This is a genomic window from Patescibacteria group bacterium (genome assembly GCA_026415775.1).
Classification (GTDB): domain Bacteria; phylum Patescibacteriota; class Minisyncoccia; order UBA6257; family JAAZHW01; genus SKW32.
In genome coordinates, this window is sequence record JAOAGL010000001.1 from 223912 (window position 1) to 238035 (window position 14124).

The window sequence follows — 14124 nt, forward strand, 5'->3', positions numbered from 1 at the left end:
TTAAAATCAAGAGAGATTTAAATTTTATAATAAATTATATCTCCATCCCGAACAACATAATCGCGGCCTTCAATTTTTAGCTTACCAGCTTCGCGACACTTTGCCCATGAACCTAATTCAACAAAGTCTTTCCAATAGACAGTTTCGGCTTTAATGAATTTTTCTTGAAAATCTTTATGTATTAATCCTGCTGCTTCCCAAGCAGTTGACCCATTTCTTAAAGGCCAAGCACGCGTTTCTTCTGGGCCAGTGGTTGTGAAAAAGGTAATAAGATTTAGAATTTGATAACCGCGCCTTATCAAATCATCCAAATTATTTAAATAGGGAATTCTTTTTAAACCCAATTCCTCGGCCTCTTGAGTTGTGAGATTGGCTAAATCCAACTCTTTGGCTAAATCAATTGCTAATATATCTTCGGTTTTTAATTGATTATTAGTTTGTTTTAATATTTCTTCTTGAATTTTTTGAATTTCATTTTCAGAAATAGATTCATCAACATTTAATACAAGTAGAAGCGGTTTAGCTGTTAAAAAGTTAAATTCTTTTATAAGTGCTAAATCGTTTTCGGTTAACGGATAAGAGGAAATCCATTTATTATCTTGCAAGTGTTTTTCTAATTTTTTGATTAATTCAAATTTTGCCATTGCTTCTTTGTCATGGCGTTTAATATCTCCTTCTAATTTGGTAAAAATTCTTCCTAGAGTTTCTAAATCTGCCAAAACTAATTCTGTTGAAATTATTTCTAAATCTCTTAAAGGATTAACATCTCTTTCAACATGGGGAACGTTTTCAGCGGTAAATAATCGAATAATTTCAACGATAGCGGTAACTTCACGAATGTGGGCAAGGAATTGGTTGCCCAAGCCCAATCCTTGGGCCGCTCCTTTGACTAATCCAGCAATATCCACAAATTTAACTGTTGCTGGAATAATTTTTTCCGATTTTTGAATAGCGGCAATTTTATCTAATCTTTCATCTTTTACCGGCGCAAGGCCGATATTGGGATCAATTGTTGTAAAAGGAAAATTAGCAATACCCACTTGTTTTTTGGTGATTGCTTGAAAGAGGGTTGATTTTCCAATATTGGGTAAGCCAACAATTCCTAGAGAAAGCATATTTTTTGCTTTTATCGCAATTTTATTATAAACTATAATTATCGTGGATACAATTAAAGAAAAAATTTTACTTACATATGATATTAGAGGAATTTTTCCTAAAGACATTAATGCTGATGTGGCTTGGCGTTTAGGATATTTTTTGCCCCGGTTTTTAAATTCAACTAAAAAAAAATTAAAAATTATTATTGGCCGAGATTCAAAACCGAGCGGTTTAGTTCTTGTTAAAAATTTGTCTCAAGGTTTGATTCAAAATAATGTTGAGGTAGTTGATGCTGGTATTATTACAACGCCGATGCTTTATTATCTGATTAAAAATAAAAAGTTTGATTTGGGAATTATTATTACTGGTTCACATTTAGGGAAGAATTATACTGGTTTTAAAATTTATAATTATAACCTAGAAGCTATTACTGGGGAATCAATAAAAAAGAATCTCAATTTTTTTAATCGGCCAATAACCATTGGTTTAAATAAGGGTAGAGTTATTAGAAAAAACTTTATTACTGATTACGTAAATTTTCTTTTGCAAAAAACTAGCATCAAAAATATTATTTTCAAAATTCAAAATAAAAAAATTTTAGTCTGTTGTCCTAAAAGCACACAGTTAATTTTGGAGAAAATAAAGAAAGAGTTGCGTTTAAACATCCAATTTATTCACCGACCCATTAGCAAAAGATTAATTCAAAATAGAAAAAATGATTTAATGGTTCAATTCGATAACGACGGCGACCGCATCTATCTTTTTGATAAAACGGGCGAGCTTATTTTGGGTGATATTGTCGGAATATTTTTATTAGAAACAGTTAAAAACCAAAAACCAAAAAAAATTATTTTGGATTGTCGCTCTTGCGAAGTATTGGCGGAGCGTGCTAAAAAATATGGTTTTCAAGTGTATTTTTCGCCAGCTGGTCACAGTTATTTTAAATACGCTATGCGTAAATATAATGCTATATTGGGCATTGAGAAGTCGGGTCATTATTATTGGAAGACATTTTTCTTTGCTGATTCAGGCCTTTTTTCTTTTTTAATGCTTCTAAAATTTTTTGCTCAGCAAAAAGAATCTTTGGAAAATTTAGTAAAGAAACATCACTCAAAAACTATTGTTTTGCCAGAGATTAATTTTCGTTTAAAAAAATCTGAACACAGGGAATTAATTTTTAAAACAATAGAGAAATATTTTGAAAAAAGGGGTAAAATTTCAAAAATTGATGGATTAACGGTTTGGGGTAAAGACTTTCATTTTAATTTGCGCTTTTCTCAGACCGAACCAATGATTTTGCGTTTGAATATAGAAGCTAGAGATGAAAAAATTTTAAATGAGATTTTAGATTTAATAAAGAAAACAATTAAACAATCATGAGTTCTTATCGTTTGGCCCAAGTTAATAATTTAATCAAAGAGGTTTTTTCGGAGATTCTTAAAAAAGAGTTAAATTTAACGCCCGGATTTTTAGTTACAATTACTAAAGTTAATGTTTCAAAAGATTTGTCGCAGGCCCAAATTTTTATAAGTGTTTATCCGAGCGCCACAAAAGAGATAAAAAATTTTTTTGAAAAAAATATTTATCAGCTTCAACAGATGTTGAATAAAAAATTAAAAATGCACCCCGTGCCCAAATTAATCATTCACTATGATTTATCAGAAGAAAAAGCGGCAGAAATAGAGGAAGTATTAAATAAAATTAAAAACGAAGAAAAGAATTCTTGATTTTTTGAAAATTATTTTATATTTTTATAAAAGATGTTTTAAAGAGGGCCTGGTAGCCAAGTGGTAAGGCAACGGTCTGCAAAACCGTTACACGTGGGTTCGATTCCCACCCAGGCCTCTTAACAATTTGGAATGCGCCCGGGTGGCGGAATTGGCAGACGCGTTGGACTCAAAATCCAATGACCCTCACCGGTCGTGAGAGTTCGAGTCTCTCCCCGGGCACCAAAAATTTTTCTGTTATAATTTATTTAATGAATAAAAATTCAATGACTAAAAAAAGACGGGTTGTCGTAATTGGTGGGGGTACCGGCGTTTTTGTTGTTTTAAGTGCTTTAAAAAATTTACCCATTCATCTTTCAGCTATTATAACTATGGCTGATTCCGGTGGTTCTACTGGAATTCTGCGAGAAGAATTCGGTATTTTGCCACCAGGGGATGTAAGACGTGCCTTAATAGCTCTTTCTCATTCTGATAATAAAATTTTGGCAAAATTATTTAATTATCGTTTTAACGAAAGTTATTTTTTGGATGGCCATAGTTTTGGTAATTTATTTTTAACGGCCCTCGAGCGGATTACCGGTGATTTTCAAAAGGCAATTTTAGAAGCGGGGAAAATTTTAAATATTTCCGGCGAAGTTATTCCAGTAACACTTCAGCATTGTCATTTGCTAGCCAAATTAAAAAATGGCCAAATTATTTACGGTGAAGCTGCCATTGATCGTCGTAAAGAAAAAAATCCTTCACCCATCAAAACAATTTGGCTTCAGCCAGCGGTAAAGATTAATCCATTGGCTAGAGATGCTATTTCAAAAGCTGATATAATTATTATTGGCCCCGGTGATTTGTATACAAGTATTTTGCCCAATTTTCTTGTTAAGGGCGTAAAAGAGGCAGTTAAAAAAAGCCGAGCACAAAAAATTTTTATTACTAATATTATGACTAAAAAAGGCGAGACTGATAATTTCACAACTGCCGATTTTATTAGAGTGTTTGAGAAATTTGTAGGCAGAGATATCTTAGATTATGTTTTGATTAATACTCGCAAACCAGATAGAAAAAGGATTAAAAAATATCAGGAAGAAGGTTCTCGGTTTGTTAAAATTGTTTTAGATAAAAACCTTTTATTAAAATATAAAATTATTAAAACCGACCTTTTACGCAATAAAGGATTATTGCGTCACGATCCAATTAAATTAAAAGATGCTTTAGAAAAAATTATTTATAGTGGATAGTTATGCTAAAAAATTGGTTGATGAATCTTTCTAAAAAAGATTTGCCCTCCAAATTTCTTTTATTAATCCTATTTTTTATTAGCGGGGTTTTTATTTCCTCATTTTTTAACACTACTAATTTAATAGGCGGTTTGACTCTTTTGTTAATTGGTTTAATTTTTTGCTTCGAAGAATATTTATTTAAAAATAAAATAAATTTTGCTGTTTATTTATTAGTTTTTGCTTGCGGATTTTTTTATTTTCAAGCATATGAAAAATATCAACAAAACCACTCAAGTTTATTGTTAAATGGCCAAGAAATTCAAAATGTAAAAGCTATTATTTCGAATCTGCCTATTTGCCAATATAATAGCACTTCTTTTGAGGCCAAATTATTGTTGCCTTTCCAAGAAAAAGTTCTAATTAGAACAAAAGGCAGTTGTGAAGAATTTCATTATGGTGATAAAATTATTTTTACAGGAAAATTTGAAGAACCAATTTCTTACTTGGATTTTGATTACAAGGCCTATTTAGCCAAAAGCAATATTTATTCAGTGATTAATTATCCGCAAATTAAAATTATTGATAAACATCAGGGATTTTGGTTAAAAGATTTTTTGTATCAAATCAGAATTTCTTTTCAAAAACAAATTGATAAGATTTTTCCAGAACCAGAAAGAAGTTTTTTGAATGGTTTGCTTTTAGGCGAAAAGAGAACGTTGGATAAAGATTTGGAAGTTGCGCTGCAAAAAACTGGTACGATGCATTTAATTGCCTTGTCGGGATTTAATATTACTATTATTACTAATGCCGTTTATGCTTTTTTAATTGTTTTGGGTATAGTGCGTCCAAAAGCTTTTTGGTTGGTTATAATTTTTATTTTGTTTTTTGTTGTTTTAACTGGCACCTCGCCTTCTATTGTGCGAGCGGGAATTATGGGAGGAATTTTAGTTTTAAGCTATAGATTAGGCAAACCTTATCAAATTAAAAATGCATTGTTTTTTGCGGCTTTTTTAATGATTTTAATAAACCCTAAAATTTTACGTTTTGATATTGGTTTTCAATTATCTTTTGCGGCAACATTAGGATTAATTTATTTTTCTCCATTTTTTAATCGTGTTTTTCAAACCGAAAAACCATCTTTTTTAAATTGGCGTCAAGTAGTTGCAACAACTTTTTCTGCTCAATTAGCTGTTTTGCCGCTGTTAATTTTTCGTTTTGGTTATATTTCGTTAATTTCCCCTCTTGTTAATGTTTTAATAATATCTTTAATTCCTTATACAATGCTTTTGGGATTTATAGCCGTAATTTTATCGTATTTGCATACATGGTTAGGGATTATTGTCGGAGTTTTTCCTTATCTATTTTTATATTTTGAGATTTTAATAATAAAAATTTTTAGCCGTTTTTCTTTGGCTACCATTAATTTTGGAGGATTTTCCGAAATAGTATTTTGGGTGGTTGTGATATTTTTTCTTTTGATATTAATAAATAAAAAATATGTTCGAGGAAAAACAAAAAGTATTTGAGAAAAATTTAATAATCGCTATTCTTTTCTTAATAATTTTAGATGCTATTTTATGGTATTTTATTTTAGCTGATTCGCGAGCGGTGGAATTTTATTTTTTAGATGTAGGCCAAGGAGATGCTACATTGCTTAATTTTCCTTTTTCTGGGCGGATACTAATTGATTCAGGCGATGGAAAAATAATAGAACATTCCCTTGCTAAAATCGGCGGCTATTTTAAACGTTCGGTTGATATTTGGATTTTAAGTCATGCGAACCTGGATCATTATGGTGGTTTTTTAAAATTAATTAATAATACTGAACCCCAAATTTTTATTTACAATGGTTTTAATTCGGATGCCCAATCATTTCAAGAATTAATTAATAAGTTAAAACAAAAAAAAGTTCCTATTATAATTCTGGCTAGGGGAGATAAAATAAAAATAGGTGATAATCGATTTGATATTTTGTGGCCACCACCAAATTCAAATATAAAAGATTTAAATGATAATTCTTTAATTTTATATTTTAAAAACTTTTTTGGTACAGCTTTATTTTTAGGAGATGTTTCTCAAAAAATTCTTGGACAAATCCAAAATTATTTTAATAATGGATTGGTTGTTGATGTTTTAAAAGTGGCTCATCATGGTTCAAAAACTAGTTTAAATAAAGAATTTTTAGATTCAGTGAAACCAAAAATTTCTTTAATCGGTGTTGGTTTAAATAATCGTTTTAATCATCCTCATTCTGAAGTTATCGATTTTTTAACAAAAATCGGCTCTCAAATTTTGAGAACCGATATTAACCATAATATCAAGATTATTTTTAATAAAGGTATGGAAATTCAAACCTTTTCTTTTTAAAGCCACTTTTTCTTTTTAAAAATAACCAAAAATAGCGTTGCAAATAAAAACATTAAACCAACAATATACCAAAAACCATAAGGGGAAGAAACTAAGGGGGTGTTTTCGGTATTCATGCTAAAAATACTCGAAAAAAGAGTTAAAGGAAAAGTGATGAAGGCCATAATGGTTAAAATTTTCATAATTTCATTTGTGCGGCTTTCGAAAAAGGTGTTATTGGTGTTTTCTAGCGATTCAATTGTTTCTTTCAAATTATCAATGCTCATCCACAATTTTTCATAATCACCCAAAAGGTCATTAAAATAAATTTCCAAGTTTTTTCCAAAGAAGTTTAAACCCTTAAGCTTTAAAGATTCCAAAATCGGGTGCTGGAGACGAGCGATAATCCGTTGATCCAAAATATCTCTTTTTACAATGGCAATTTTTTCAATTAATGACTTATGTTCTCCTCTAAACAATTCGCATTCTATTTGTTTAATCTTTTCCTGAATATGTGTTAATTGGCGAAGAGAAAAAATTAAACCATTTTCTAAAATATAATAAAGCAAGTGAGCGGGGGTTTGATTAAGATATTGATTTGATAACTCCTTTTTTAATTCGGCGAAGATTTCATCGATCGGTTCGTAGTTCTTATAGCGTACTGTTATTAAATAGTCGCGGGTTATTAGAAAATCAACTTCAACAGCTTCTGAGGTTTTTTCGTTTTCGTTGTAATTTGAAAAATAATAAACGATAAACATTAAATTATCATAAATTTCAATTTTAGAACGCGTGGAGGGTTGTTTTAATTCTTCAAGCAAAATAGGATGAAGTTTAAATTTATCTTTTAAAAATTTTAGATCTTCTTGTGATGGAGACAGAATATCAATCCAATTGATTTTAGAATTAATTTCTTGTTTCATAGTTTTATATTTTTATTATATAAAAAACAAAAAACACAAGCAAATTGCTTGACATCAAGCTTTTTATTTGTTAAAGTATTTTACATATTTATGCCAACAATCAATCAATTAATTAAAAAAGGACGAAAAAGAATTGTTTATAAAAGTAAAGCACCAGCATTAATCTGGGGTTTTAATTATAAAAAGAATAGGCCTGTGAAATATCCCTCGCCATTCAAACGCGGGGTTTGTTTGAAGGTTTTTACAACCACTCCCAAAAAACCAAATTCCGCCTTGCGTAAAGTAGCGCGTGTTAGATTAACTAATGGTATTGAAGTAACGGCTTATATTCCAGGTATTGGTCATAATTTACAAGAGCATTCGGTTGTATTGGTGCGAGGCGGCCGCGTCAAAGATTTACCAGGCGTTCGTTATCATATTGTTCGTGGTGTTTTGGATGCTACGGGAGTAGAAGGTCGTCGTCAGCAACGTTCTAAATACGGCGCAAAGAAGCCACAATAATAAATTATGCGTAAGAAAAATCCAAAAAAGAGAACATATGAACCAGATTTAGTTTTTAATCGAGTTGAGTGCACCCGATTTATTAATTATTTGATGCAGCGCGGGCAGAAAGCAACGGCTGAAAAAAATTTTTATAAAGCAATGGAATTAATAAAACAGAAGACAGGCAAGGATCCATTGGAAGTTTTTGATCTTGCTTTAAAAAACGCTTCGCCTTTAGTAGAGGTAAAATCCAAACGAATTGGTGGTGCTAATTATCAAGTACCCCAACTGGTTAAACCGGAGCGACAATTTACTTTAGCGTGTCGCTGGATAATTCAGGCAGTGCGTTCACGGCGTGGTAAATCTGCTTATGAAAAATTAGCCGAAGAAATTATTGCTGCCAGCAATAATGAGGGGGCAGCTGTAAAGAAAAAAATGGATACTCATCGTATTGCCGAAGCCAATCGCGCCTTTGCTCATTTTTCATGGTAAATTTCTTATTATAAAATCAATGAGTCGGATTTTTTAATCCATTTAAATTAAAGACACTTTTGATAATATATGCGAGAATATTCATTAGAAAAAACTAGAGATATCGGAATTATTGCTCATATTGACGCTGGGAAAACAACGGTTTCCGAGCGTATTTTATATTACACTGGTATTTCTCATAAAATTGGCGAAGTTCATGAAGGAGAAGCGATTATGGATTGGATGGAGCAAGAAAGAGAGAGGGGTATTACTATTACCGCTGCGGCAACAACTTGTTTTTGGACTCAGACTTATAAAACTCCAGAAGAGCGAGCAAAGAAAGAATTTCGCATTAATCTTATTGATACGCCTGGTCACATTGATTTTACAGTTGAAGTTCAGCGATCTCTTCGCGTTTTGGATGGGGCGGTTGTTGTTTTTGATGGAGTAGCTGGTGTCGAACCGCAATCAGAAACCGTTTGGCATCAAGCAGATAAATTTCACGTGCCTCGCATTTGTTTTGTTAATAAATTAGATAGAATGGGTGCTAGTTTTACGCGTTCTCTCCAATCTATTCGTGAACGATTGAATCCTAATGCAATGCCAGTTCAATTAAATATTGGATTGGAATCTGAATTTGAAGGAATTATTGATCTTTTAACAATGAAAGCTTTTAATTTCACCGGTGAAAAAGGCGAATTTATTAATGAGATGGAAATCCCCAAAAATTTAATAGATGAAGCTAAAAAATTAAGGGAAGAATTAGTGGAAAAAATTGTTGAAACCGATGAAGAATTGATGAATCGTTATTTAGAAGGCAAAGAAATTTCAATTGAAGAATTAAGAAAGGCGTTAAGAAAAGCGACAATTGAAAGTAAAATTGTGCCAGTTTTTTGTGGTTCGGCTTTGAGAAATAAAGGCGTTCAATTTTTACTTGATGGCGTTGTTGATTATTTGCCGTCACCTTTGGATTTGCCGCCGACGAAAGGCTTTGATCCAAAAAGCGGACAAGAAATTATTAGACAGGTTAGCGATAACGAACCTTTTACTGCTTTAGCTTTTAAAATCGCTACTGATCCATTTGTGGGAAATTTAACTTATTTTCGTGTTTATTCAGGAACTCTTAAGAGGGGCAGTTATATTTTAAATGCTACCAAAGGGCAAAAAGAACGAGCGGGAAGAATTGTTAGAATGCACGCCAATCATCGCGAGGAGGTAGAAGAAGTTTTTGCTGGAGATATTGCCGCACTCGTTGGTTTAAAATCAACCACAACTGGTGATACTTTATGCGACGAAGAACATCCTATTATATTAGAAAAAATTGAATTTCCAGAACCAGTTATTTCAATGCGTATTGAACCAAAAACTAAAGCTGATCAGGAAAAAATGAGTATTGCTTTAAGAAAATTAGCCGAAGAAGATCCTACTTTTCAGGTGGCGAGCGATCAAGAAACAGGCGAGACAATTATCAAAGGAATGGGCGAATTACACTTGGATGTTTTGGTTGATCGCATGCGTCGAGAATTTAAAGTTGAAGCTAATACCGGTCGGCCGCAAGTTGCTTATAAAGAAACTATAAAAGCGATGTCTGAGGCGGAAGGAAAATATATTCGTCAGAGTGGTGGTCGTGGTCAATATGGTCATGTTTGGTTGAGAGTGGAACCTTTAGAACGCGGAAAGAACTTTGAATTTGTAGATGAAATTAAAAGTGGTGCTATTCCGCAAGAATTTATTCCTGCTGTTGAGAAGGGCGTGAAAGAAGCAGCTCAGAAGGGTGTTTTGGCGGGTTATCCATTACAAGACATTCGTGTAACTTTATACGATGGTTCATTCCATGAGGTTGATTCTTCGGAGTTTGCCTTCAAAATTGCCGCTTCCATTGCTTTACAAGATGCTGTAAAAAAAGCAAATCCTGTTTTATTGGAGCCAATCATGAAAATTCAAGTGATTGTTCCTGCTAAATTCTTAGGTGAGGTAACAGGCGATTTGAATTCTCGTCGGGCGCGCATTGAACAAATTTCGGATCGTTTGGATAGTAAGGTAATTGACGCAAAGGTGCCTTTGGCTGAAATGTTTGGTTATGTAACAAACTTGCGTTCTTTAACTGAAGGCCGAGGATTTATTACAATGGAATTTGACCATTACGAAGAAGTGCCGAAAAACATTGCTGAACAAATTATTGCGGGCCGCAAGTAGTTCTCTCCAAGAAGGAGATGAAATTTGGGCCGCTTGGAGAGAACTCCAAGCGGCCCTTTTAAAAATTTATTTACAAAATCAGTCGAAAAAATTATAATAAGAATATTAAAAATTATGCAGTTATTTCCCGAAATAGAAAAACAAATTATTAAATTTTGGAAAGAAAATAAAATTTTTGAAAAATCTGTTGCTAAAGATGCGCCAAAAGGCGATTATATTTTTTATGATGGACCGCCTTTTGCCACAGGAACACCTCATTACGGACATTTAGTAGCTAGTTTAATGAAAGATATAGTGCCACGTTACTTTACTATGAAAGGATATCGTGTTGAAAGACGTTGGGGTTGGGATTGTCATGGCATGCCAATTGAGAATATTGTTGAAGAAGCTTTAGATTTAAAAACTAAAAAAGATATTGAAAAAATAGGTATTGATAAATTTAATGAAACGTGTCGTCAAAGCGTTTTAACATATGCCGAAGAATGGAAGAAGGTAATTGAAAGATTTGGACGCTGGGTTGATATGGAAAATCCGTATAGAACGATGGACCTTGATTATATGGAAAGTATTTGGTGGGTTTTTAAGGAATTGTGGGATAAGGGATTAATTTACGAAGATTACAAAGCAATGCATATTTGTCCTCGGTGCGAGACCACTTTATCTCAATATGAAGTTTCAGAAGGATATCTTGATGTTGAGGATTTAGCAGTAACAGTAAAATTTGAATTAAAAAACGAACCAAAAACTTATATTTTGGCATGGACGACAACGCCATGGACTTTGATTGGTAATGTAGCTTTGGCTATTGGTGAAAATATTGAATATGTTAAATTTGAGATTAAAAACCACCCTTCTTTAAATGGTATTTATATTGCCTCCAGAAACTTTTTTGAAAAATTAAAAAATAAATTTGAACAGGAAAATTCAACAATTGATTTGGAATTTATTGAAGTAGTTCCTTCTGAAAAATTAATTAATCAAAATTATATCCCCTTATTTGATTACTATCTTAATAAGCCATTAAATAATAAAGAACGTCTTTATACGATTCAATCGGCCAATTTTGTTACAGTAGAAGATGGTACTGGGGTTGTCCACATTGCGCCAGCTTTTGGTGAAGAAGATATGATGTTAGGGAAAGAAAAGCAACTGCCTTTTATTCAGCATGTTGGTTTGGATGGAAGATTTAAAGAGGAGGTAGTTGATTTTAAAGGGTTGCCAGTTAAACCAAAGGAAGCGCCAACTTCTACTGATCAGAAAGTAATTGAATTTTTACAAAAGAAAAATTTAGTTTTTGAAGTAGAAAAATACACTCATAGTTATCCTCATTGTTGGCGTTGTGATTCGCCGTTGTTGAATTATGCAACCACTTCTTTATTTGTGAAGGTAACAGAAATAAAACCACAACTTTTAAAAAATGCTGAAATTATCAATTGGGTGCCAGCACATTTGAAAGAAGGCAGGTTTGGTAAATGGTTGGAAGGCGCTAGAGATTGGGCAATTTCTCGACAAAGATATTGGGGGTCGGTCATTCCTTTGTGGGTATGTCAAAATTGCGGTGAGAAAAAAGTTGTTGGTTCAATTAAAGAATTAGAAGAGCTTTCTGGTGAAAAAGTAGAAGATCTTCATAAGCATTTCATTGATAAAATTACTTTAAAATGCGAAAAGTGTGGCGGTATTATGAAGCGCATACCTGATGTTTTAGATTGTTGGTTTGAATCTGGTTCAATGCCTTATGCTCAAATGCATTATCCATTTGAGAATAAGGAAAAATTGGAGAAGAACTTTCCTGCTGAGTTTATTGCTGAAGGCGTCGATCAAACACGCGCCTGGTTTTATTATCTTCATGTTATAGCCACCGCCTTAAAGAATAGTGCTGCTTTTAAAAACGTAATTGCTAATGGCATTGTTTTGGCTGAAGACGGAAGAAAAATGTCTAAACATCTTAAAAATTATACTGATCCTTTAGAGGTTTTAGAAAAATACAGCGCTGATGCTGTTCGGTATTATTTAACTACTTCGCAAGTAATGAAAGCTGAGGATTTATGTTTTTCAGAGAAAGAAGTTGATGAGGTTTATAAAAAGGTAATTTTGATTTTGTTGAATGTTTTGAGTTTTTATAAGCTTTATGCTGGCAAAGAAATAAATAAATTAATTCTGCCACTTGAGAATGTGTTGGATATTTGGATTGTAACGCGATTAGAGTTGCTAAAGAAAGAAATGACTGAAGCATATGATACTTATGATTTGCCAAAAGCTAATCGACCAATTGCGGAGTTTATTGATGATTTGTCAACATGGTATGTAAGGCGTTCTCGCGAGCGCTTTAAAAATGGCGATGAAAAAGCTATTGCTACCTTGCGTTATGTATTGATGGAATTGTCAAAATTAATTGCTCCAGTTATGCCATTTTTGGCCGAGCATCTTTATCAAGAATTAAAAGGTGAAAAAGAATCGGTGCATTTGGAGGATTGGCCAATAGTAAACGAACAGCTTATTGATAAAGAAGTGATTGAACGAATGAAAAAGACACGTGAGGCAGTTGAAATAGGATTAGCTTTAAGGTCTGAAGCTCAAATTAAAATTCGCCAACCATTAAAACAAATTCAGTTTGCTGATGAGGAGTTGTTTAATCAATTATACGAAGATTTAGTTAAAGATGAGCTGAATGTAAAGGAAATTGCGTTGGGTCCCAAAAATTGGTTAGACACAGAAATTCCAGCCGACTTAGAAGAAGAAGGTATATTGCGAGAGTTAATACGTCGCATTAATCAATTAAGAAAAGAAAAAGGTTTAAGTGTTGATGATAAAGATGTGGTTTTGGAGTTTAAAATAGACAATGAAAAATTGAGGAGCGTTGTTGAAAAATTTAGCGAGGAAATTAAGAAAAAATGTTTGAGTTCAGAGATAAAATTCGGCGAAGCATTAGATGGCAAGGAATTTGAAATTAATGACGAAAAAATCAAAATTGCTTTATTGAAATAATGTTTGAAGATTTAAAAGGAAAAATTTTTGCGGTATATAAACCAAAAGGCATTACTTCCGCAGCTGTTGTTGAAATTATTAAAAGAAAAACAAAAGAGAAGGTAGGACATGCTGGCACTTTAGATCCTTTAGCAAAAGGCGTTTTAGTTGTTGGAGTTGGTCGTTCTGCTACTAAAAATTTAAATGAAGAATTAAAAAAAGAAAAAGAGTATTTGGCTTTAATTAAATTAGGCGAATTTAGTTCAACTGATGATGATGAGGGTGAAAAAATTAAAATAGAGATTAGTAAAAAACCGAGCAAAGGAGAAATTTTAGATATACTTAAAAAATTTACTGGTAAATTTTGGCAAAAACCCCCTCTTTTTAGTGCTATTAAAGTTAAAGGCAAAGAAGCTTATAAATATGCACGAATGGGTAAAAAAATTTCTTTACCAGAGCGATTGGTTGAGGTAAAAAAAATTGATTTAATTTATTACCGCTGGCCTTATTTGAAAATTAAAATTGTTTGCGGGCCTGGTTTTTATGTGCGTTCTTTGGCGCGAGATATTGGAGAAACACTTAGAACTGGCGCTTATCTTAAAGATTTGGAACGTATTCGGGTAGGTGATTTTAAGAAAGAAAATTGTTTAACTTTAGGATTTTTCTTCCAGAAATAAATTTGGAAAGAATGTATTTTTTTGA

The 14124-nt window shown here is 32.5% G+C and carries 12 protein-coding genes and 2 tRNA genes; 12 read left to right on the forward strand and 2 right to left on the reverse strand.

The features are described from left to right. Positions 1-17: 17 nt before the first annotated feature. Positions 18-1115 (reverse strand): redox-regulated ATPase YchF, encoded by a 1098-nt coding sequence (gene ychF / locus N2692_01240; protein MCX8015913.1) that lies wholly within the window; start codon positions 1113-1115, stop codon positions 18-20. A gap of 43 nt (positions 1116-1158) precedes the next feature. Between ychF and N2692_01245 the strand changes: the two genes are divergently transcribed. The 7 genes from N2692_01245 (at position 1159) to N2692_01275 (ending at position 6406) form a co-directional block, all read left to right on the forward strand. Then, on the forward strand, positions 1159-2478 hold the full coding sequence (locus tag N2692_01245; GenBank protein ID MCX8015914.1) for a hypothetical protein: 1320 nt from the start codon (positions 1159-1161) through the stop codon (positions 2476-2478). After that, positions 2475-2825: a 30S ribosome-binding factor RbfA gene (rbfA, locus tag N2692_01250; protein ID MCX8015915.1), complete on the forward strand. Its 351-nt coding sequence runs from the start codon at positions 2475-2477 to the stop codon at positions 2823-2825. Before N2692_01245 ends, rbfA begins: the two co-directional genes overlap by 4 nt. A 46-nt stretch (positions 2826-2871) precedes the next feature. After that, positions 2872-2943 (forward strand) — tRNA-Cys (locus N2692_01255). An 18-nt stretch (positions 2944-2961) separates the two neighbouring features. Next, positions 2962-3050, forward strand: a tRNA-Leu gene (locus N2692_01260). A gap of 41 nt (positions 3051-3091) precedes the next feature. Continuing rightward, positions 3092-4057, forward strand: a complete 966-nt coding sequence (locus N2692_01265; protein ID MCX8015916.1) for a YvcK family protein — start codon at positions 3092-3094, stop codon at positions 4055-4057. Positions 4058-4059: 2 nt separating this feature from the next. Then, positions 4060-5565 (forward strand): competence protein ComEC family protein, encoded by a 1506-nt coding sequence (locus N2692_01270; protein ID MCX8015917.1) that lies wholly within the window; start codon positions 4060-4062, stop codon positions 5563-5565. After that, positions 5537-6406, forward strand: coding sequence for an MBL fold metallo-hydrolase (locus N2692_01275; GenBank protein MCX8015918.1), 870 nt, complete (start codon positions 5537-5539; stop codon positions 6404-6406). The genes N2692_01270 and N2692_01275 overlap by 29 nt, the downstream gene beginning before the upstream one ends. Here the strand turns inward: N2692_01275 and N2692_01280 are convergent. Beyond that, a complete protein-coding gene (locus tag N2692_01280; GenBank protein MCX8015919.1) occupies positions 6403-7308 on the reverse strand; it encodes a magnesium transporter CorA family protein in 906 nt (301 codons plus the stop codon). The genes N2692_01275 and N2692_01280 overlap by 4 nt on opposite strands. A gap of 90 nt (positions 7309-7398) precedes the next feature. Here N2692_01280 and rpsL point away from each other — a divergent pair, with 90 nt between their 5' ends. The 5 genes from rpsL (at position 7399) to truB (ending at position 14099) form a co-directional block, all read left to right on the forward strand. After that, positions 7399-7809, forward strand: a complete 411-nt coding sequence (rpsL, locus tag N2692_01285) for a 30S ribosomal protein S12 (GenBank protein MCX8015920.1) — start codon at positions 7399-7401, stop codon at positions 7807-7809. 6 nt (positions 7810-7815) lie between these two features. After that, positions 7816-8283, forward strand: coding sequence for a 30S ribosomal protein S7 (rpsG, locus tag N2692_01290; GenBank protein ID MCX8015921.1), 468 nt, complete (start codon positions 7816-7818; stop codon positions 8281-8283). A gap of 69 nt (positions 8284-8352) precedes the next feature. After that, positions 8353-10458, forward strand: coding sequence for an elongation factor G (gene fusA / locus N2692_01295; protein MCX8015922.1), 2106 nt, complete (start codon positions 8353-8355; stop codon positions 10456-10458). Between the two features lie 114 nt (positions 10459-10572). After that, positions 10573-13443: an isoleucine--tRNA ligase gene (gene ileS, locus N2692_01300; protein MCX8015923.1), complete on the forward strand. Its 2871-nt coding sequence runs from the start codon at positions 10573-10575 to the stop codon at positions 13441-13443. Next, positions 13443-14099: a tRNA pseudouridine(55) synthase TruB gene (gene truB, locus N2692_01305; protein ID MCX8015924.1), complete on the forward strand. Its 657-nt coding sequence runs from the start codon at positions 13443-13445 to the stop codon at positions 14097-14099. The genes ileS and truB overlap by 1 nt, the downstream gene beginning before the upstream one ends. Positions 14100-14124: the final 25 nt, after the last annotated feature.